This window comes from Niabella digestorum, assembly GCF_036409055.1.
GTDB lineage: Bacteria > Bacteroidota > Bacteroidia > Chitinophagales > Chitinophagaceae > Niabella > Niabella composti.
Genome location: NZ_JAZGLY010000001.1, coordinates 444,361 through 464,557, shown reverse-complemented (window position 1 = coordinate 464,557; position 20,197 = coordinate 444,361). Strand labels below are relative to the sequence as shown.

Sequence of the window (20,197 nt, the reverse complement as noted above, 5' to 3'; positions counted from 1 at the left end):
TTTTAGTTTTAGCGGCTATACAATGGCTTTTAAACTCAAATCGAGACTACGCGCTTGATGTATCAATCCGCCCACGCTCACATAGTCTACTCCGGTTGCTGCATAGCTTTCAATCGTATCTAAATTGATGCCTCCGCTAGCTTCGGTTTCGAAAACACCATCAATAATCTTCAATGCTTCTGTTATCTGTGCAGGGGTGTAGTTGTCCAGCATCACTCGAAAAACCTTTCCCACCCCCACTTTCAGCACTTTCTTTACATCGTCAAGCGTTCGGGTTTCTACTTCTATTTTAATGTTTAGATTATTCTCCTGTACATATTGATACGCTCTGTGGATGGCCTTTTCTATTCCTCCCGCATAGTCAATATGATTATCCTTCAGCATTATCATATCGTATAAACCGAAACGGTGATTTACACCACCACCAATGCGCACGGCTTCTTTTTCCAGCAACCTGAAATTGGGAGTGGTTTTGCGCGTATCCAGCAGTTTTGTTTTATAAGGCCGTAACTTGTCAGCATACTGGCGGGTTAAGGTAGCAATACCACTCATTCGCTGCATACAATTGAGCACCAGCCGCTCACAAGCCAAAATGGTATGCTCATGAGCCGCAATTTCAAAAGCCTTGTCACCAGCCTTCATACTGTCGCCGTCTTTCTTAAAAGCAGTAAACTGACACCCAGGTTCTCTATATTCAAAAATAAAACGCGCCACCTCTACACCTGCCAGAATACCATCCTGCTTTATTTTCAATTCTGCCCTACCCTTTTCATTAGCACTAATGCAAGAAAGCGAGGAATGATCCCCGTTACCAATATCTTCTTCAAGTGCTGCTTTTACAAGCTGCTCCAATTTTTGCCGAAACTGCAAATCCATCTGATTATACTTTAAAAACATTGTTCTCTCACACCTACATCAAATACCACAGTACTTAACAAATATAGGGCTTTAGCTATTATGCCACCTACCCCTTTGTCCTACGGCTAACAAAAAGGCCTCTCGATTGAGAGGCCTTATACATTTTTCAAAACGCTTTATTCGATGAGCTGAAAACGCAGCTCTTTAATTACTTCCCGACCACCCTCTTTCTTCATAAAAATATTCACTCTATAATTTCCTCCAGAAGTAACCAGCGTACCAATAGCGTACTGACCGCTTGGAGAGCTACCTTTATGCTTTACATCGAAACCTTTTACCGAATTCTTACCGAAAAAGTCTTTAATGATTTGCTGAGCCTGATCTTTACTATACGTATTTTTTTTATCCAGTATAGCAAGAGAAAAATTACCGTTTGCATTACTTACTACTTGTACTGCATCGCCTTTTTTTAAACCAGCCACCACTCCATCAATACTTTGTGCGCATACCGTTGAAGTAATGAACATTGTTGAAGCCACAAATAGAAAATGCAATATCTTTTTCATTTCACGCATCATTTTATATCATCTTGACCAAAAATATGCCAAATTACCTAGTTTCTATCTTTCTTTGTTCCGATATCATTTTTTACCTTTACGGGATTTTTTGAGCATCAAAAATATTAATTTACTGATAGTCAACAAATTAAAGAAATGTCGAAACAAAAGAAAGCGATCCTTATTATAATGGACGGATGGGGACTAGGAAAAGTTGCAAATGCAGATGCAATTCAAAATGCAAATGTTCCCTTTACCAATTCTTTGTACAACAAATATCCCAATACTACCCTTACTACTTTTGGCGAGCTGGTAGGTTTGCCTGAGGGACAGATGGGGAACTCAGAAGTAGGACATTTAAATCTGGGCGCCGGACGTATTGTTTATCAAGAACTGCAGCGCATCAATGTGGCCATCCGTACCGGCGAACTCGCTAACAATCCAGAAATGGTACGTACCCTGCAAACAGCCAAAGCCAATAATAAACCGTTGCACCTGATGGGACTTGTGAGCGACGGTGGTGTACACTCACACATCAATCACCTAAAAGCGCTGTTAGATATCAGCAAAGAAGCAGGACTCAACGAAGTATATGTGCATGCCTTTACCGACGGGCGTGACACAGATCCCAAAAGTGGTTTACAATTTATCGAAGAACTACAAAACCATATCGACAAAATAGGTATTGGAAAAATCGCTTCTGTGAGCGGGCGTTATTATGCCATGGATCGCGACAAACGTTGGGAACGTGTTAAAAAAGCATATGATGTATTGGTGAAAGGTGATGGCCCTACCGCTACTAGCGCAGTAGAAGCCGTGAAGCGTAGCTACGACGAAAACATTACTGACGAGTTTATTCTTCCTACTGTCATCGTAAATGCAGACAATACTCCTGTTGCAACAATTAAAGACGGAGATCATGTGCTGTGTTTCAACTTCCGTACAGACCGTTGTCGCGAGATTACCGAAGTATTAACCCAGGCCGATAATGACGAGTTCGGCATGAAAAAACTGAATCTGGATTATACCACCATGACAGTATACGACCACAAATTCGTGGGCGTACATACTATCTTCAAAAATGAAGATATTACCAATACTTTGGGAGAAGTGATTGCCGCTAACGGCCTGAAACAAATCCGCATTGCGGAAACCGAAAAATATCCGCATGTAACCTTCTTCTTCAGCGGGGGCCGTGAACAACCATTTGAAGGAGAAACCAGAATCTTAAAACCCTCTCCTAAGGTAGCTACCTACGACTTGAAGCCCGAAATGAGTGCTTACGAACTGACCGAAGCCATTCTAGAAGAAATTAAAAATCAGACTGCCGATTTCATCTGTTTGAACTTTGCTAACGCAGATATGGTGGGACATACAGGCGTTTTCGAAGCGGCGGTGAAAGCAGTTGAAACCGTGGATAAATGTGTGGAGCAAATCGTAACCGAAGCACTAAAACAGGACTATGTCATCTTCCTCACAGCCGATCATGGTAATTCCGACTACATGATTAATGAAGACGGCAGCCCTAACACAGCACACACCCTGAATCCGGTACCTCTGTTCATTATCGATAATCAATGGCGCGGAACTATTAAGGAAGGTAAATTAGGCGATATCGCTCCTACTATTCTCACCTTCATGAAACTGACCATACCTGCAGAAATGAATGGTGATGTATTGGTAGATCCCGCTACCATCAACTACTAATAATTAATATCGTTTATACTATAGTTAAATCTCACAGGCATTGGCCTTGTGAGATTTTTCTTTATACAGTAGCTCCATAATAGTTTGTAATTTTGCCATTCTTATGACGCAGGAAGCATTTTCGAAAATAGCACCGACCATACCCACACAGCCCGGCGTTTACAAATACTTTGATAACACAGGCACCATTATTTATGTAGGGAAGGCCAAGAACCTGCGCAAACGGGTGAGCTCTTATTTTAACAAAAACATCACCAACTATAAAACTCATGAACTGGTAAAGCGCATTGCTAAAATTGAATTTACTATTGTTGATAGCGAATCGGATGCCTTTATTCTTGAAAACTCACTCATTAAGGAATTTCAACCCCGTTATAATATCAGCTTAAAAGATGATAAAAGTTATCCCTATATTGTTATCAAAAACGAGCCCTTTCCAAGGGTGTATCTCACCAGACAACCGGTGAACGACGGATCTGAATATTTGGGACCTTATACATCGGTTTTTAAAGTAAGGGAACTACTCGAATTCATTCGTCGAACCATACCCTTGCGAACCTGCACGCTTAATCTTACCCCAAAGAATATAGAGCGAAAGAAATTCAAAGTGTGTCTGGAATATCATATCGGTAATTGCAAGGGGCCATGTGAGGGATTACAATCTCAGGAAGAATATGAAGCTAATATCCGTCAGGTAAAAAATCTGCTCAAGGGTAACCTTGCTCCCGTAATCAGGCAGTTCAAAGAAGAAATGAAAGCTCTGGCAGCAAATCTGGAATTTGAGAAAGCAGAACAAATAAAAAAGAAAATTGAGTATCTCGAAGATTATTACCAAGCAAAGACGGTCATCACAGGCTTAAAAGGTGGCGACAAAGATGTCTTCAGCATTATCAAAAACGATGATATTGCTTACGTAAATTTTTTAATGGTGCGCAATGGCACGATTGTACAAACGCATACTAACAAACTAGAGACGCATCTGGACGAACCTGTTGAAGAAGTTTTAGTGTATGCCATAGAAAGATTACGTAGCACCTTTAATAGCGATGCCAAAGAAATTGTGGTACCCATTCCTATTGATTATCCCGAATCGGATGTAAAAATTGTGGTACCCAAAGCCGGCGACAGAAAAAAGCTGATTGAGCTATCGGAAAAAAATGCCGGCTACTTCATTGAGGAACTTAAAAACAAAGAGCGCCTGAAAATTAACCGCAATGTAGATCAGGTAAAAGTACTTGAACAATTGCAGGCCGATTTGCAATTACAACAATTGCCGGTACATATTGAATGTTTTGACAATTCCAATTTTCAGGGTAGCTACCCCGTAAGTGCCATGGTGTGTTTCAAAAACGGGGTTCCTAGCAAAAAAGATTACCGACATTTCAATATAAAAACCGTACAAGGGATTAACGACTTTGCTTCAATGAAAGAAGCCGTGTATCGCCGCTACAAAAGACTGAAGGAAGAGCAACAACCCTTACCCCAACTGGTCATCATCGATGGAGGTAAAGGACAGCTAGGTGCAGCCATGGAAGCAATTGAAGAGCTGGAATTGCATGGAAAAATCACCCTCATAGGCCTTGCCAAGAATGAAGAAGAAATATTTTTCCCCGGCGACCAAGAATCTTTGAAATTGCCGTATAGTAGTCCCAGCCTCAAATTCATAAGATTTATTCGCGACCAAGTGCATCGCTTTGGGGTGACATTTCACAGAGCCAAACGCAGCAAAGGCACTTTCAAAAACGAGCTGGAGAGCATCAACGGCATCGGCAAAAATACTGCGGATATGTTGCTTAAAACATTCAGGTCAGTTAAAAATGTTAGCCAGAAGGGTGTGGAGGAACTGGCCCCTGTAATCGGCAAAGCCAAAGCACAAATCGTATGGAATTATTTCCATACAGATAAAGAACCACAAAAAGATTAAATCTTATCTAATTTTAAATACCCGATGTGCAGTTCATCTTCCTTTTTAGTGGCAGCCGGTTCGATAATAAGCGCAAATCTTTCTTTCTGTTGTGAAGGAAGAATATCTTCTACATTGAGAATTTCATCCACGTCCACACCATACTTATTATCCACATGACTCACGCCGCTTCTATCCTCAGTATTGTAATCGCGGTAAAATTCGGTTTGCTTTGCGTTGCGAATGGCTTCCGACATATCAGTAGCAATGGTGAGCAACTTATAATGATGTTCTTCAAATGAGTTTGGTAAATATCCTCCCAAATTAATGAAGAAAAGATGTTGTGATTTGGTATGGTGGACTTGTCTTTCTGCAACTGTAATACTATAACCGTCAACAGTAGTTACTTCTCGCCAACAGTCTATATGTATTTTGCCTGCATCGGGCCAAAAAGCCTGAATATCGGGTACAATATCCTTTAGTGATGTTCCGATACAAAAGAAAACATCATGCTGCTCTGTATGTCTTCCAGGAGGTGTACATCCCAACAGTAAGTAGAATAACTTGTACGCCATATCAATCATTTAACTGTTGTAATAAACTTTCAATATCAAATACGGGTTGCTTACAAGCATAATTTTCACACAAGTAAATAGCAAGAGGATTTCCTACAACCTTTCCTTTTAACAATGGATACTGCTCATCCTCTTCGTGTGTAGCCATAATAATATTAAAAGGCAATGGCTGTTGCAATAAAGTACTTAAGTCTCGCTCGTACGCTCCACATAGCACTATTTCTTTAGTTCCTTTGATGAGCTGATAATATCCCATCAACCACATTCCAAAAGAAGTTGGATACTTCACGGCAAGTGTACTTACACCGGTAATCATTTGCTGTGCCTGCTGCACCCAATCCCGCTTGTCGAACAGCATACCCAATTCCAATAAGTTTAATGCCATAACTGCGTTGCCGCTGGGAGTAGCACCATCGTATACTTCTTTTTTTCGAATAATGACATCTTGCTGTTGTTGCGGTGTGTAGTAAAAATATCCACTCGGCTCTACAAAATTTTGAAGCACCTTTTCGCAGAGCTTTTTGGCTCGTTGCAACCACTGTGGATGGGCAGTCACCTTATACAATTGCAATAAAGCCTGAATGAGATAAGCATAATCATCCAAAAAGGCAGGAAACTTAGCCTCATTATTCTTCCATACATGCATCAGTACACCATCGGCATCGGCAAAATTTTCCAGTAGAAACTGCATATTACGAATGGCCGTTTGCCTATAAGCATCGATGCCTGTAGCCGCGTAGGCATGACTGTAAGCAGCATTCATCAATGCATTCCAACCTAATATGATTTTATCATCCAAAGCAGGCCTTATGCGCAAAGCTCTAGCCTCCAACATTCTTTTATTGCAACGCTTCAATAAGTTTTTCAATGTTGCAACATCTATTTTCTTTTCTGCAGCAAATACTGCCAATGGTGTTTTTATTCTTAATATATTACGGTGCTCCCAATTACCCTCCGCAGTGATATCATAAAATTCACAATAGATATCCGCATCAGTTCCTAGTATACGCTTTACATCCTCCAACGTCCATACATAAAACTTTCCTTCTTCTCCTTCACTGTCGGCATCTAGCGCAGCATAAAAACCATAAGAGGGATGCAACATTTCTCTTTCTACAAACTCCAGCGTTTGCTGAATAACTGTCTTGTATTGTTCCCAACCTGTGATGCGATAAGCTTCACTCAGCGTTGTAACCAACAGTGCATTATCATACAACATCTTTTCAAAATGAGGCACTAACCACTCCTTATCGGTTGCATACCGGGCAAAACCACCACCAATTTGATCATAAATGCCTCCCTCAATCATTTTATTCAGGCTCAGGAAAGCATGCTCGTGCGCAGCCTTAGCCATCTCCGGTCTTCTTTTTTGCTCCAGTAGTCCATACTTCAATAGAAATTGTATAGCAAATGTCTGTGGAAATTTTGGCGCTGCTCCAAAGCCGCCCCATTGCTTATCACCCTGCTTTAAAAGATTTTCGCAAGCGGCATCGATTTGTTCTATCGAAAAATCATTGTGTGGTGTATTAATACCAAAATTGTTCGAGCTCATTAAATGCGAAGTAAGCCCTTCTGCCTGCTCTTCTATTTCCTTACGTTTATGCTGGAATGCTTCTGCTACTGCATGCAATACCTGCTTCCACGAAGGACGATTCACCATCGGAATGGGAGGATAATAAGTACCTCCATAAAAAGGTTTTTTATCGGGAGTCAAAAAAACATTCAAGGGCCAGCCGCCACTCCCCGTCATCACCTGCACCGCATCCATATAAATATGATCCAGATCGGGGCGTTCTTCTCTATCTATTTTAATATTTACAAAAAACTCGTTCATGATGGCAGCCGTTTCAGGATCTTCAAAACTTTCACGCTCCATCACATGACACCAATGACAGGCTGCATAACCTATACTCACGAGAATGGGCTTGTCCTCCTCTTTAGCTTTACGCAAAGCTTCTTCACCCCAGGGATACCAATTTACCGGATTATGTGCATGTTGTAACAGATAAGGGCTGGTTTCATTGATTAGTGCATTGGGCATAATACTGCATTCTGTAATGAAAAAATTAATGCTTCCTATTTTATAAACGCACCAATATACGACTTATTTTCCCCATCCCCATTTTAAAAATACAGGCATAGCTTTCCCCCAGGTAGGAACATCGTGTTTTCCATCGTCTAGTTCCAGATAAGAGATATCTTCCGCACGATAGCCTTTTGCCAATAACTCTTTAATGTGATCTAATGTATCATCAATAGAGTCGATGATACCATTGTTATTTCTATCGCCGCTTTCATCCAGTTTTCCGCACTGGAAGAAAAATTTTAGTCCGGGAGCAAAATGTCCATTGCGGATCACCTGTTGCATGATGCGGTGTTTATCATCCTCATAAGACGGATCGTCCTGATCTACACTACGCCACCATAATGATCCCGAAAATACACCCACTTTTGAAAAAACATCTGGATGATTCCATACAATATCCAATGCAGTCAAACCACCCAAAGAAAATCCCGCAAATGATAGTTCTTTAAACGCGCTTACCTTAAAGCGCTTTTTGATATAAGGCAATAATTCTTTTAAAACAAAAGCGCTATATAAATCGGCTTTAGCGCCGCGTCCCTTGTAATCTACAACACCCGCCACGCCATACTCCATGGTACGCTCCTTCCCTGCCGTAATGCCTATAACAATCAACGGATGTATCGAGCCCTGTTCGTACAATTGTTTTAGCATCTCATCAAACTGCATAACGGGCAAGTCTTGTCCGTCATTTATTAGTAAGAGTGGCAATGCTGACCAATCGGTGATAATGTTAGGAAAATAAAAGCGCAACTCCACATCCCTTTTCAGATTTCGGGACTTCAGCATCACGGTTTCAATAGTCAAAATTGCATCTGTAGCCGTTTTCATGTAACCTCCCAAATTAGCGCTAAAAGTAGCATGAATCAATCTTATAAACAATTTTGTTTATAAGATATAAAAAAATATATTTGATAGAGACATCTACGCCTCCGTAAAAGTACGTTACTACCATAACATTAAAATACAAACCAAGCAATATGAAAAAAATCGGTATCCTTTATGGCAAAGAACGATCTTTTCCGCAAGCATTTATAGATCGTGTAAACAGTAAAAACGTTGAAGGCATTATCGCCGAACCGGTACGCATCGATAAAGCCATACAAGGAGTAGCAAGCGGTTATGCAGTAATCATTGACCGTATCTCGCAGGACGTACCCTTCTATCGGACCTGGTTGAAAAACGCCGCATTGACGGGAACTGCCGTTATCAATAATCCTTTTTGGTGGAGTGCAGATGATAAATATTTCAATAACTGCCTCATGACACAGATTGGAGTTCCGGTACCCAAAACAGCTATTATCCCTTCTTACGAAATGCCTGATGATACCTCAAGCGAATCATTCACCAATTTGGCCTATCCGTTGGACTGGGAAAGCATCTTTAAAGAGATAGGGTTTCCAGCCTATATGAAACCTTTTGCAGGTGGAGGTTGGAAACATGTGTACAAACTCAATAGCATCGAGGAGTTTTTTGAAAAACATAAAGAAACTGAACAGTTGGTAATGCTTCTTCAGGAAGAAATTGTTTTTGAGGAATACTACCGCTGCTATTGTATCGGAAGAAAATACGTGCGCATCATGCCATATGAACCCCGCAATCCGCATCACCTACGCTATCAGGCTAGCTTTACTCCCTCGCCGGAAAGATTACAGGAAATGACGGATATTGTTTTAAAAATAAACCACTATTTAGGGTATGATTTCAACACGGTGGAATTGGCCGTTCGCAATGGGGTGCCTTATGCGATTGATTTCTGCAATCCGGCTCCTGATGCTGATATTGCTAGCGTAGGAGCAGAAAACTTTGAATGGGTGGTGGAAACTGCTGCCAACTATGCCATTGAAAAAGCATTAGCGAATGACGGAGTAAACCATCTCAGCTGGGGAGCATTCGTAAGAGATAGTGCAGGAAAATAAGCCTGCTTTATCAGCAAAAGATTTCGCCCTGATGCTATATGCAAAAGGCGTAATATCTTGCAGTTGTTTTTTTTTACATTTAGTATCGCAACGAATATGGTGTTAAATTATAAAGCTTTCACTTTAGGGATCGAAGAGGAGTACATGGTGCTCGACCCTGAAACATATGAGCTTAAAAGCCATGACCAGAAAATTGTGCAAGAAGGTCAGAAAAGTATCAAGGATAAGGTAAAGGCCGAAATGCACCAGGCTGTAGTAGAGGTGGGTACTGACATTTGCCAGGATATTGACGAAGCCTATAAAGATGTAGCGTTGCTGCGCAAAACGATTAGTGACATAGCCGAAGGGCTGTCGTTCAAACTGGGTGCTTCCGGCACGCATCCGTTTAGCCACTGGCAAAGCCAGCTTATTACTGATCATCAACGTTATAATGAAATCATCGCCGAGCTACAAGAAGCGGCAAGAAGCAATCTAATTTTCGGACTTCACGTACATGTGGGCATGGAAAGCCGTGAGTTGGCCAACCATATTGCCAATTCTACCCGCTATTTTTTGCCACACATCTTTGCACTCAGCACCAATTCTCCGTTTTGGGAAGGCCGCCTCACCGGATACAAATCCTTTCGCACTAAAGTCTTTGATAAATTCCCGCGCACCGGAATTCCTGATGCTTTTGAAAGCATAGAAGCATATGACAATTACGTTAAGATGCTGATCAAAACGAACTGTATTGATAACGCCAAAAAAATCTGGTGGGACCTAAGGGTGCACCCCTTCTTCAATACAGTGGAATTCCGAATATGCGATATTCCCATGACAGTGGATGAAACCATTGCCATTGCCGCATTGTTTCAGGCCATATGCGCCCGTATCTACATGTTGCGTAGCAAAAACCTGAACTTTATTCAGTATTCGCGTGCATTGATTAACGAAAACAAATGGCGCGCCAGCCGCTATGGATTGGATGGCAGACTGATTGATTTTGGCAAGGAAGAGGAAGTAAATACCCGTGCTTTGATTTACGAATTGCTCGACTTTATAGATCCGGTTTTGAATCATCTGGGAAGCCGCCATCATGTAGAATATGTACACCGCATTTTGGAACAAGGCACAGGAGCTGACAGACAGCTGGCTGTTTATGAAGCAACAAATAATCTTAAAGAAGTTGCTAGATATATTAGTGATAGTTTTCTTGCCAATTTATAACTGATCTGTTTATCGGACGGGAAGTACCTCGTACACACCGCTAAACAAATACACTTTATTAGTGGCTATTTCTACACAATTATAGCGCTTGGTACGTTTATTCCCCTTCTGAAATACACGGCCATCATATATCTGGAATAACGCACCTGCCGGAAGCCGTTCCAGTAGCGTATAACCGTCTTTTCTTTCATTATAATCGTAAAGTACACGCTGCAGGTCTTCTTCAGCACAACTAGAGGCTCCAGGATTACGTAGACTTTTGAGCAATTCGTATTCGATATCCGCAGGGAAAATTTTTTTCTCGATAAACTGCGCCAGAAGCCGGGCATAAATATTTTTCCATTCCTTACCATGCGCCTGCACCCGATTACCGTACTGCTCAAAGGTAATGAGATGTGCCAGCTCGTGAAGTAAGGTTATCAAAAAAGCATATCTATTCAGATTGCCGTTAACACTAATGCGGTGATTCGCAGAACCCCATTTATGCCGATAATCGCCCAGAACCGATTTACGGCTTCTTGCTATGGTAAGATGTACCTTATAAAAATTCAAATAAGCGATTACAGATTCGTAAGTGTTATCGGGTAGATACTGTGCCAAATGATGCAGAGGCACTTCCTTTTTAGCCATTACTATTTTCTCTCAGCGCTTTTTTTAAAGAAAAAACTTCGATAAACGAATACAAAACATATATACCCAAACAAGCAAATAGCGAAGGTTTACTCACCCCATCTTTACTCAAATAAATATAAATAAATGCTGCAAGGGCACAAACGAAAAGACGGATGATAAATCCCGCATAATACACTCTTACAAAAACATGAGGGTTGGGATTACGAATAGCCTTCAGTCCGCTTATTATAGTAAAAAGACCTACTATAAAAAGAATAAGATTTCCGGCCACCATTACATAAGGGTCCACACCCGATTGTAACAGTATATCCTTGCAAACAAGAAAAAACGCAGTCAGTAATACAAATACCAGAATCATCAGCTTTACCGGGTTCAATTTTCTACTTGTTTGCTCCATCTTTATTCTTTTTTGAAGTTTCTTTAATCAGTTTATAAAATGTTGAGGCTAATATCAGCAAAGGTAAGATTAGTGTAAATAACGGACTTACACTAAGTTTTTCGTCAAGTTTTATACCGGCATACAATGATAGGCCTATTAATACCAGTAACTGTGCTGTCAGTCCCAGATATCTTAACCAAGGGGAGACTTTTTTAGGTTCCACGAAGCGATTATTTTGGAATAAAACTACTCGAATCCAGTGAAATATTTACTTTTTCAATAACATTACGCCGGTCTATTCTTAATTTTAAGAAATAAATAATTGCTTTAAAATGTAGTTTTACTGCAATTTTGTTAGTCTGTGGTCGGTATTAACATACATACTACCACATTGAATATAAAATATGATTGAATGAAGAAAACGGTAAAATATTTTTGGCGATTGTTTTTTTTGGGATGGGGTGCTTTTATTGCAATTATACTAATGGCCAATTTTGGCCTACTAGGAAAAATGCCCTCTATGGCTGAGCTCGAAAACCCCACCATTGCACAAGCGTCAGAAGTGTATGCAAGCGATGGAACCCTTATGGGGAAATTTTATCTCCCTTCAGGAAACAGAAGTATCGTAAAATACAAAGACATATCCCCGCATGTTATAAACGCATTAGTAGCCACAGAAGACAAAAGATTCTATGATCACGCCGGTATAGATATAAAAGGCACGATGCGGGCTATTATTTACGGAGGCTCTGCCGGTGGTGGTAGTACTATTACCCAACAACTGGCTTTGGCACTTTTTAATAAGCGCGCCAGCAATCCATTTTTAAGAATTCTCCAGAAACTAAAAGAATGGATCATTGCTGTTAAGCTGGAAAGAAATTTCACCAAAGAAGAAATATTGACGCTTTATCTCAATGCCGTTCCTTTCCCGGATAACGTATTCGGTATCAGAAATGCTTCTAGAACTTTTTTTCAAAAAGAACCTAGTCAACTCACCATAGAAGAAGCTGCGCTACTGGTAGGAAGTATCAACGGCCCCGGCATCTACAATCCGCGTCGCAATCCCAAAGCGGCCATGGACCGGAGAAACCTGGTACTGTCGCGCATGGCTGAAAATGGCAATATCACTGCCGATCAGGCAATCAGTTTATCGGCGCAGCCTATTAAATTGAATTATAAGAAACCTACAGAAGACCTGGGTTATGCGCCTTACTTTAGAGAAATATTACGTGAAGAAGTAAAGAAAATATTAAAGGATATCACCAAACCCGACGGCACTCCGTATAACATATACAATGATGGCTTGAAAATCTACACAACCATCAATCCCGTTATGCAGCTCTATGCCGAGGAAGCAGTAGCGCAACAGGCTCCCAAACTATATCGCAATGTTATCAACCAAGGCTTTATAAAAAACGGTTCGGTATGGAAAAAATATGAACACGTTTTGGAAGCGGCTATGAAAAATAGCGAAAGATGGCGTAATCTAGCCGAGGACGGTCTGAGCGATAAAGAAATTAGAGCCACCTTTTTTGTAAAAACACCTATGAAGGTTTTTGCGTGGAACGCAGCCCGTTCCAAAGACACGGTCATGACGCCATACGACTCTATTAAATACCATCGGCTATTTACGCAAGCTGGTTTCATGGCTATGGATCCTATCACCGGTGAAGTAAAAGCCTGGGTAGGAGGTATCGACTTTAAAACTTTCAAATACGACCACGTCAACCTCAACACTAAGAGACAAGTAGGATCTACCATCAAACCGCTGCTGTATAGTGAAGCAGTGGATGAGCTCAATTTTTCTCCCGATACACCTGTAGAGGATGTACAACAAAGTTTTGGAAAGGGTCAGCTGGTGCCGGCCACTTCTGCTAGCTGTACCGGTCGTACGATGAGTATGGCCTCTGCACTTACTTGGTCACGCAACTGTGCCACCGCCTATATCATGAAACAGGTAGGCCCGGCAAAATTCGTAGATTTCCTACAGAAAATAGGGCTCCCCACAGAGGTGAAACCCTTCCCATCCATTGCCCTGGGCTCTTGCGAGCTTTCATTGTTTGAAATGATGTGGGCATATTCCATATTTGCCGGACGGGGCTTTTCCACCAAACCCTACTTTATTAGCCGCATTGAGGACCGCAACGGCAATGTAATAAAACGATTGGATTACAGCGCAAACCGTAGAGAGGTTATTAGCGAAGCCGCTGCATACATCATGACACGTATGATGCAAGGAGTGGTAGATGTAGGAACCGCTGCCGGATTGCGTGCCCGCCTAGGAGCCGCAGAAATGGCCGGTAAAACGGGAACTACCAACGATAATAGTGATGCTTGGTTTATAGGTTTTGTACCGCAACTGCTCGCCGGCGTATGGGTGGGTAGTGACGACCGATTTATCAGAAATGAAGGTGCGGGTGGTTTCGGAGGGCAAGCAGCACGCCCCATATGGGAGTATTTCTTTAAAAAGGTATATGCCAACAAAGATTTGGGCATTAGCAAGGAGGATCGCTTTATTGAACCACCCAGCTTAAGCAATGATGCCGTAAGTGCCGATCCATCCTTATACGTAACTGATATTAACCCTGAACCCTCTGCCGAAGGTAAAGATATCGGAGTAGGTACAGAGGAAGATTACATGCAGAACCTGGAAGAGTATATCGGTCCAGAATCGGCTCCATTACCTGAGGATCCAAAATCCAAACAACAACCTAAGGACACCTCCAAGAAAGTAACTCAAGACAAGCCCATTGGTGCTCCTGAAGAGCCTAAAAAGAAAAAAGGACTGTTTAATAAAATCTTCAAAAAGAAAAATAAAGAGTAACTATGGTCCGAATTCTTGATTTGTGTTAGTTATAATAAACACAAGGATAGTATAAATATCTGTATATCAACTTATAGCAGATTGGAAAACTTCGCCAGCGTCAAAAGTTCTGACTGCGCTTTGGCCAATGGTTCTTATATTTGCGCAATTTTTATTCAAACCAATAAATAATATGGCGGATATTTTTGATAGACTTCTGAAAAACTACGGCCCGATTGGTCAGTATAGAGAAAGAGCTCATGGCTATTTCGCGTTTCCCAAGCTCGAAGGCGAAATTGGAAGCCGTATGAAATTCAGAGGTAAAGATGTTATTGTTTGGAGCTTAAATAATTATTTGGGACTGGCCAATCATCCGGAAGTAAGAAAAGCAGATGCTGAAGGTGCTCAACAATTTGGGCTGGCTTCTCCAATGGGAGCTCGGATGATGAGTGGTAATACCAACTATCATGAACAACTGGAGGCAGAACTGGCTGCCTTTGTGAGTAAGGAAGATGCGGTACTGCTCAACTACGGCTACCAAGGAATGGTAAGTATTATCGATGTATTGTGTAGCCGCCACGATGTAATTGTTTATGATGCCGAGTGCCATGCCTGTATCATTGACGGACTAAGGCTTCACGCAGGTCATCGCTTTGTGTTCAAACACAACAATCTTGAAGATTTTGAAAAACAAATGCAGCGCGCCACTGCATATGTAGAAAAACAAGATCAGGGCGGAATCCTCGTCATTACCGAAGGCGTTTTCGGCATGGCCGGTGATCAGGGCAAGTTAAAAGAAATAGCTAATCTAAAAAGTAAATATAATTTCCGACTGCTGGTGGATGATGCGCATGGATTTGGAACGTTGGGAAAAACCGGTGCCGGAGCAGGAGAAGAACAGGGAGTACAACATTTAATCGACCTTTACTTCTCTACTTTCGCTAAGTCAATGGCTTCTATTGGGGCTTTTGTAGCAGGCGAAAGAAAAATCATCGACTATATCCGTTATAATATCCGTAGCCAAATTTTCGCAAAAAGTCTTCCCATGCCGCTAGTAATCGGCAACCTGAAAAGACTGGAACTGCTGAGAACCCGTCCAGAACTAAAGGATAAGCTGTGGGAAAATGCGCTAAAATTGCAAAATGGGCTGAAAGAAAGAGGTTTTGATATCGGTAAAACAGATTCTGTTGTAACGCCAGTTTATATGAAAGGTGGTGTAGAAGAAGCCACAGCAATGATAATGGACTTAAGAGAAAATTACAGAATCTTCTGTTCGATTGTGGTATACCCCGTAATTCCGAAAGGTCATATCATTTACCGTCTTATTCCTACGGCTGTTCATACCGATGAAGATATACGTATCACACTGGAAGCATTTACTGCGGCTAAAGAAAAACTGGATGCCGGAGCTTACAAGACCAATGCTATTCCAGATATGGCTGAGAAAAAATAAATACTTTACATAACTACAAAAAATAACCCCGGAGTTCCGGGGTTATTTTTTTAATACAATCTAACAACAATTACTTCACTTCATTTACAGAAACCTCACTTACCACTTTGTTGCTTTTTGAAATATCGTACGAAGCCACAGTTTTACCTTTCAAATCAGTTACAGTAAGTGTAAGCTCGTACTCATCGCTATGCTCTTGGCTGTTGAATTGATAGTTACGCACAATATTAGCGCCCTCTACTTCCTGACAGTAGATCACGTTGCCTTCTTTATCAGTTACAGATACGAAGTACCTATCATTTGTTTTGTTCTTTAAAGACAAACGATAAACAGGCAGATTATTAACATCACCAACATACTCCAAATCAGGTGTGGTGTCATTTTTCAGCTTTACGGTAAATACCGAAGCAGCAACAGTAGTGGTGACGAGGGTAATGGCTAAAAGAGCAATAAATTTACTCTTAGAAAAATACTTCTTCATAAAATAAGGGTTTAAAATTTTTACAATTCATTTATAGTATAAACCAATAATTAGCTATGCTATTAAGCTATGATGCTGTTTAGAAAAACATATCACTACTGCTAATTCTTAGCTTTGATGGATCAAATGCACACAAAAAACAGCTTCTGGTTGCTCGCGTATATTCCGTTTCTGAATCATCATATTTTCATTTCCAACGGAATATTAACTTTTATCAACTCATTTAATTGACCGCAAAGGTATAAGCTAAAACTATAGGGATAAAGACGATTATGGCGTTGAATAAAGAAGTCTAAAAAGACAATAGAAATTATAACTATATCATAATCAATAAGATACAATATTCTGTTTTATGATATCCAAAATTTTTTATCCTATACGAAACTTAAAAAGCCCTGCTATTCAGCAGGGCTTTTATCCATCCAAAACGATTGTACCCGATTATTTTACTTTATTTACTGCAATCTCGTCAATTACTTTATTGCGCTTGTTTACATTATATACACCTACCACTTTCCCTTTAACATTGGAAATGGTAAAGTTAAAGTTGTATTCGCTATAGATATCTGTATCAAATTGATAGTTTCTTACAATGCTAGTACCACTTAATTTTTCGTTATACAGAATATTACCGTAGTTATCGCTAACTGTAACGAAAAGCACTTCATTGCTTGGATTGGTTAAAGAAAGACGATACACCGGTAAATCATTCAGATTGCCAATGTAACTAACTTCAGCTTTCGCTACAGTTTCTTCATTGTTTGCAAATGCAGGAACTGCAAGAGAAGCGGCAAAAAGGGTAACTAATGCCAGAATTAAGGCTTTAGTGTTGGTAAATACTGTTTTCATAATTAATAATTTTTATAGTGTGATAAATATTTTTACCGAATAAGTGAAAAGGAAGTGCAAATGGTTTAGAATTATTTGCTGCTTCCGTACATGGGCTGAGATGTCAAAGTGTTCGCAAATACTACTCCCAGAATGTAGGCTATACTTTTTGCTTTTGATAAAATCGCTTTCATATTGCCTCCTTTTTTATTTTTAATAGTTAACAAATATTTTTATTCATCTACATGGTCAGCATCGTCGGGGGCAAACAAAACGTGCAAGCGAAAGTTTTCAGGGTAATCGTATTTTTTAATTCCAATTTTACAATGCAGCTGCAGTGTATGTGAATTATGTATTTCTGACACAAAAATACTTCGACTTAAAGCCTACTACAAACCAATCTTGTTAGAATAATAGGAAGCTAAAATTTTCAGAATACTACATAAGATATTGAAATACAAATAATTGCAATGGCATTTTTTATGATACCCAACTATATTATAAGAAATAATATATATGGTTTTTTATGCCTAAACATAACATTCCCTTCATTATGAAAGCACTTATTAGAATACTTATTTGGATGCGCGCCGAACTTGAATGATTTATGCAAAGGAAAAAAGTACAATAGTCATCCACCTTTATCCATTCCCTCGCGGCTTTTAAGGTACCATCTTTGTACTATTAATCTTAATAAACACTCTTAACCTTCAAAAGCACTATTATGAATCGTTCAGCTACAGCCGTATGGAACGGCACTATCAAAGAAGGAAAAGGAATACTTAGTACACAAAGCCAAACGCTTAATCAAACTCCGTATTCCTTTGTGTCTCGTTTTGAGAATAAACCAGGAACCAATCCCGAAGAATTAATGGCTGCAGCCCATGCAGGATGTTTTACCATGAAACTTAGTGCAGACCTGACTGCTGCGGGCTTCACCCCGGAGGAGCTTGTAACAGAAGCGGTTGTCTCTTTAGAGAATGGAGCTATTACCAGATCTGCATTAAGTGTTCAAGCTAGGATACCCGGTATCACCGACGAACAGTTTCAGCAAATAGCTGCTGATGCCAAGGCAAACTGCCCAGTAAGTAAAGCCTATAATCTGGAGATTACCCTACAGGCTCAACTTATCGCAGCTCCTTAATTAGGCAATATCCATACTCTCTATATATATACGTTGTAATCCCTGTTTTTTTGTAACTTGGATTACAACTTTTTTTATGCCCGCAAAGGAAAAAAATACAACAAAGGAGTTTTGTTGGGAAAATATCATGATAAAGAGTCAAATACCCCTACTTTTGACCTCATTGTATATAATTTTTAACATATATATGATAACAAATGATAACACCCATGCATTCAATCCCTCTTTTTAAAAGCGACCTAAAAACACTGGGAATAATTAAGCTCGATGAAACAACTATAGAGGAAATTAATAATGGAACGTATAAACAATTTATCAGAGTATTGTATATTCCTAAAGGTTATTCATTGCAGATTGACCTCTCCTCTTACAAAATAAGCCGTGCATCGCTATTTTTTGTAAATACAGATCAATATTTGTATATCAACAAATCTACTCGAGAACAGGGATATCTTATCTTTTACAATCGGGATTTCTATTGTATCCAGATTCACGACCACGAAGTAGCTTGCGATGGCATACTATTTAACAACATTCATAATATCCCCTTCGTGCAACTCCCTTCCGAAGACCAGCCTTATTACAGCGCTATTTTCGAGGATATGCTCTATGAACTGGAACAACAACAATCTTCTCAGGAAGAAATGCTACGTACGTATCTGAAACAATTATTTATAAAGGCTGCCCGATTATGGAAACAACAACACTTACATGAGACACTTTCCAAGCAGCCCACCGATGTAGAGTTCTTTCGGAAATTTACGTTGCTGGTAGAAAAGCATTATAAAGAAAAGCACAATGTTGCCGATTATGCAGCCATGTTATTTATGGCTCCCAAAACACTTACACATAAATTCAAAAAGCTGAATCTTCCTCAACCTAACGAGATCATCAAAAACAGAATCCTGCTGGAAGCCAAGCGGCTCCTGGTGCACACAGATCTTACAGCCAAAGAGATAGGATACGAACTGGGTTATGACGATCCGGCCTATTTCAGCAGACTTTTTCTGCAAAAAACCGGCACCACACCATCGCACTACAGGACCAGTTTTCTTAAAGAAACAAACTGAGCTGTCCTGCTTATGATAACAAGGAGGGACAGCTCAGTTTCCACAAATACTATCTTAGAGATTATTTCTTAGAACGTTTCTGAAGCGCTTTTGCATTCTTCAGCAACTCTTCTGTAAGCTCCTGTATAGCCGATTCTTTGTCTCTTTTTAAAGCAGAAGCAAACTTCTTTCTGGTATTCGAACCACCATGCTTCAAACCCCACAAATACATTTCGGCAATAATGGGTACCAATTCAATGCCTTTTTTGGTAAGATAGTAGCCGGTACGGTTTTTACCTTCCAGAGGATACTTTGCAATAAATCCTTCAGCCTCCAGTTGTTTCAGGCGGGAAGACAGGATATTTGTTGCAATACCTTCTCCTGACTCAATAAATTCGCCAAAGGTAGTTTTACCATCCAGCGCAATATCTCTGATAATTAGCAGAGACCATTTATCCCCTACAAAATCCAGACAATTGCTTATGGGGCACTCCGATCTTTTCATAACATCTTTCATAACCGTTCTAAAATTTTTGTATCGTTAATTAAACTTTTCCCTTGCAAAGGCCAAAGTTACAATTACTTTTAATTTAAATGTTTTAAAAGAATGTAAACATTC

Annotated in this window: 19 protein-coding genes; 8 read left to right on the top strand and 11 right to left on the bottom strand. The window is 40.2% G+C overall.

Going from position 1 to position 20,197, the window contains the following annotated elements:
* Positions 1-15: 15 nt before the first annotated feature.
* Positions 16-876: a carboxylating nicotinate-nucleotide diphosphorylase gene (gene nadC / locus V2H41_RS01990; RefSeq protein WP_330973440.1), complete on the bottom strand. Its 861-nt coding sequence runs from the start codon at positions 874-876 to the stop codon at positions 16-18.
* A 158-nt stretch (positions 877-1,034) separates the two neighbouring features.
* Positions 1,035-1,424, bottom strand: coding sequence for a DUF4783 domain-containing protein (locus tag V2H41_RS01985; RefSeq protein ID WP_330973439.1), 390 nt, complete (start codon positions 1,422-1,424; stop codon positions 1,035-1,037).
* 147 nt (positions 1,425-1,571) lie between these two features.
* Between V2H41_RS01985 and gpmI the strand changes: the two genes are divergently transcribed.
* Both gpmI and uvrC read left to right on the top strand, forming a co-directional pair.
* Entirely contained in the window at positions 1,572-3,122 is a 1,551-nt protein-coding gene (gene gpmI, locus V2H41_RS01980; RefSeq protein ID WP_330973438.1) for a 2,3-bisphosphoglycerate-independent phosphoglycerate mutase, read from the top strand.
* 103 nt (positions 3,123-3,225) lie between these two features.
* Positions 3,226-5,046, top strand: a complete 1,821-nt coding sequence (gene uvrC / locus V2H41_RS01975; RefSeq protein WP_330973437.1) for an excinuclease ABC subunit UvrC — start codon at positions 3,226-3,228, stop codon at positions 5,044-5,046.
* Here uvrC and V2H41_RS01970 read toward each other — a convergent pair.
* The 3 genes from V2H41_RS01970 to V2H41_RS01960 form a co-directional block, all read right to left on the bottom strand.
* Positions 5,043-5,600 carry a DUF1543 domain-containing protein gene (locus V2H41_RS01970; RefSeq protein WP_330973436.1) on the bottom strand — a complete coding sequence of 186 codons (558 nt, stop codon included), beginning with the start codon at positions 5,598-5,600 and terminating at the stop codon, positions 5,043-5,045. The genes uvrC and V2H41_RS01970 overlap by 4 nt on opposite strands.
* Position 5,601: 1 nt before the next feature.
* A complete protein-coding gene (locus tag V2H41_RS01965) occupies positions 5,602-7,641 on the bottom strand; it encodes a thioredoxin domain-containing protein (protein ID WP_330973435.1) in 2,040 nt (679 codons plus the stop codon).
* Between the two features lie 63 nt (positions 7,642-7,704).
* Positions 7,705-8,514 carry an alpha/beta hydrolase gene (locus V2H41_RS01960; protein WP_330973434.1) on the bottom strand — a complete coding sequence of 270 codons (810 nt, stop codon included), beginning with the start codon at positions 8,512-8,514 and terminating at the stop codon, positions 7,705-7,707.
* A gap of 149 nt (positions 8,515-8,663) precedes the next feature.
* Between V2H41_RS01960 and V2H41_RS01955 the strand changes: the two genes are divergently transcribed.
* Together V2H41_RS01955 and V2H41_RS01950 are read left to right on the top strand one after the other, a co-directional pair.
* Entirely contained in the window at positions 8,664-9,602 is a 939-nt protein-coding gene (locus V2H41_RS01955) for an ATP-grasp domain-containing protein (RefSeq protein WP_330973433.1), read from the top strand.
* A 96-nt stretch (positions 9,603-9,698) separates the two neighbouring features.
* Positions 9,699-10,808: a carboxylate-amine ligase gene (locus V2H41_RS01950; RefSeq protein WP_330973432.1), complete on the top strand. Its 1,110-nt coding sequence runs from the start codon at positions 9,699-9,701 to the stop codon at positions 10,806-10,808.
* A gap of 9 nt (positions 10,809-10,817) precedes the next feature.
* On the opposite strand, the gene V2H41_RS01945 is transcribed toward V2H41_RS01950, so the two are convergent.
* From V2H41_RS01945 to V2H41_RS01935, 3 genes are read right to left on the bottom strand one after another with little or no spacing between them, the layout of a single operon-like run.
* Positions 10,818-11,438 carry a SprT-like domain-containing protein gene (locus V2H41_RS01945; protein WP_330973431.1) on the bottom strand — a complete coding sequence of 207 codons (621 nt, stop codon included), beginning with the start codon at positions 11,436-11,438 and terminating at the stop codon, positions 10,818-10,820.
* Positions 11,431-11,838 carry a hypothetical protein gene (locus tag V2H41_RS01940; protein ID WP_330973430.1) on the bottom strand — a complete coding sequence of 136 codons (408 nt, stop codon included), beginning with the start codon at positions 11,836-11,838 and terminating at the stop codon, positions 11,431-11,433. The genes V2H41_RS01945 and V2H41_RS01940 overlap by 8 nt, the downstream gene beginning before the upstream one ends.
* Positions 11,822-12,043, bottom strand: coding sequence for an AtpZ/AtpI family protein (locus V2H41_RS01935; protein WP_330973429.1), 222 nt, complete (start codon positions 12,041-12,043; stop codon positions 11,822-11,824). The genes V2H41_RS01940 and V2H41_RS01935 overlap by 17 nt, the downstream gene beginning before the upstream one ends.
* A 189-nt stretch (positions 12,044-12,232) precedes the next feature.
* Between V2H41_RS01935 and V2H41_RS01930 the strand changes: the two genes are divergently transcribed.
* Together V2H41_RS01930 and V2H41_RS01925 are read left to right on the top strand one after the other, a co-directional pair.
* Positions 12,233-14,644 carry a penicillin-binding protein 1A gene (locus V2H41_RS01930; RefSeq protein WP_330973428.1) on the top strand — a complete coding sequence of 804 codons (2,412 nt, stop codon included), beginning with the start codon at positions 12,233-12,235 and terminating at the stop codon, positions 14,642-14,644.
* Positions 14,645-14,816: 172 nt separating this feature from the next.
* Positions 14,817-16,076, top strand: coding sequence for an aminotransferase class I/II-fold pyridoxal phosphate-dependent enzyme (locus V2H41_RS01925; protein ID WP_330973427.1), 1,260 nt, complete (start codon positions 14,817-14,819; stop codon positions 16,074-16,076).
* A 70-nt stretch (positions 16,077-16,146) separates the two neighbouring features.
* Here the strand turns inward: V2H41_RS01925 and V2H41_RS01920 are convergent, their stop codons facing one another.
* Together V2H41_RS01920 and V2H41_RS01915 are read right to left on the bottom strand one after the other, a co-directional pair.
* Positions 16,147-16,557 (bottom strand): hypothetical protein, encoded by a 411-nt coding sequence (locus V2H41_RS01920; RefSeq protein ID WP_330973426.1) that lies wholly within the window; start codon positions 16,555-16,557, stop codon positions 16,147-16,149.
* A 441-nt stretch (positions 16,558-16,998) separates the two neighbouring features.
* On the bottom strand, positions 16,999-17,406 hold the full coding sequence (locus tag V2H41_RS01915) for a hypothetical protein (RefSeq protein WP_330973425.1): 408 nt from the start codon (positions 17,404-17,406) through the stop codon (positions 16,999-17,001).
* Positions 17,407-18,109: 703 nt separating this feature from the next.
* Here V2H41_RS01915 and V2H41_RS01910 point away from each other — a divergent pair.
* A complete protein-coding gene (locus V2H41_RS01910; RefSeq protein WP_330973424.1) occupies positions 18,110-18,529 on the top strand; it encodes an OsmC family protein in 420 nt (139 codons plus the stop codon).
* Positions 18,530-18,738: 209 nt separating this feature from the next.
* Positions 18,739-19,599: a helix-turn-helix domain-containing protein gene (locus V2H41_RS01905; RefSeq protein WP_330973423.1), complete on the top strand. Its 861-nt coding sequence runs from the start codon at positions 18,739-18,741 to the stop codon at positions 19,597-19,599.
* Positions 19,600-19,660: 61 nt separating this feature from the next.
* Here the strand turns inward: V2H41_RS01905 and V2H41_RS01900 are convergent, their stop codons facing one another.
* The gene (locus V2H41_RS01900; RefSeq protein ID WP_330973422.1) at positions 19,661-20,083 is read right to left on the bottom strand and encodes a winged helix-turn-helix transcriptional regulator; all 423 of its coding nucleotides are present in this window, start codon (positions 20,081-20,083) and stop codon (positions 19,661-19,663) included.
* Between the last annotated feature and the right edge of the window lie 114 nt (positions 20,084-20,197).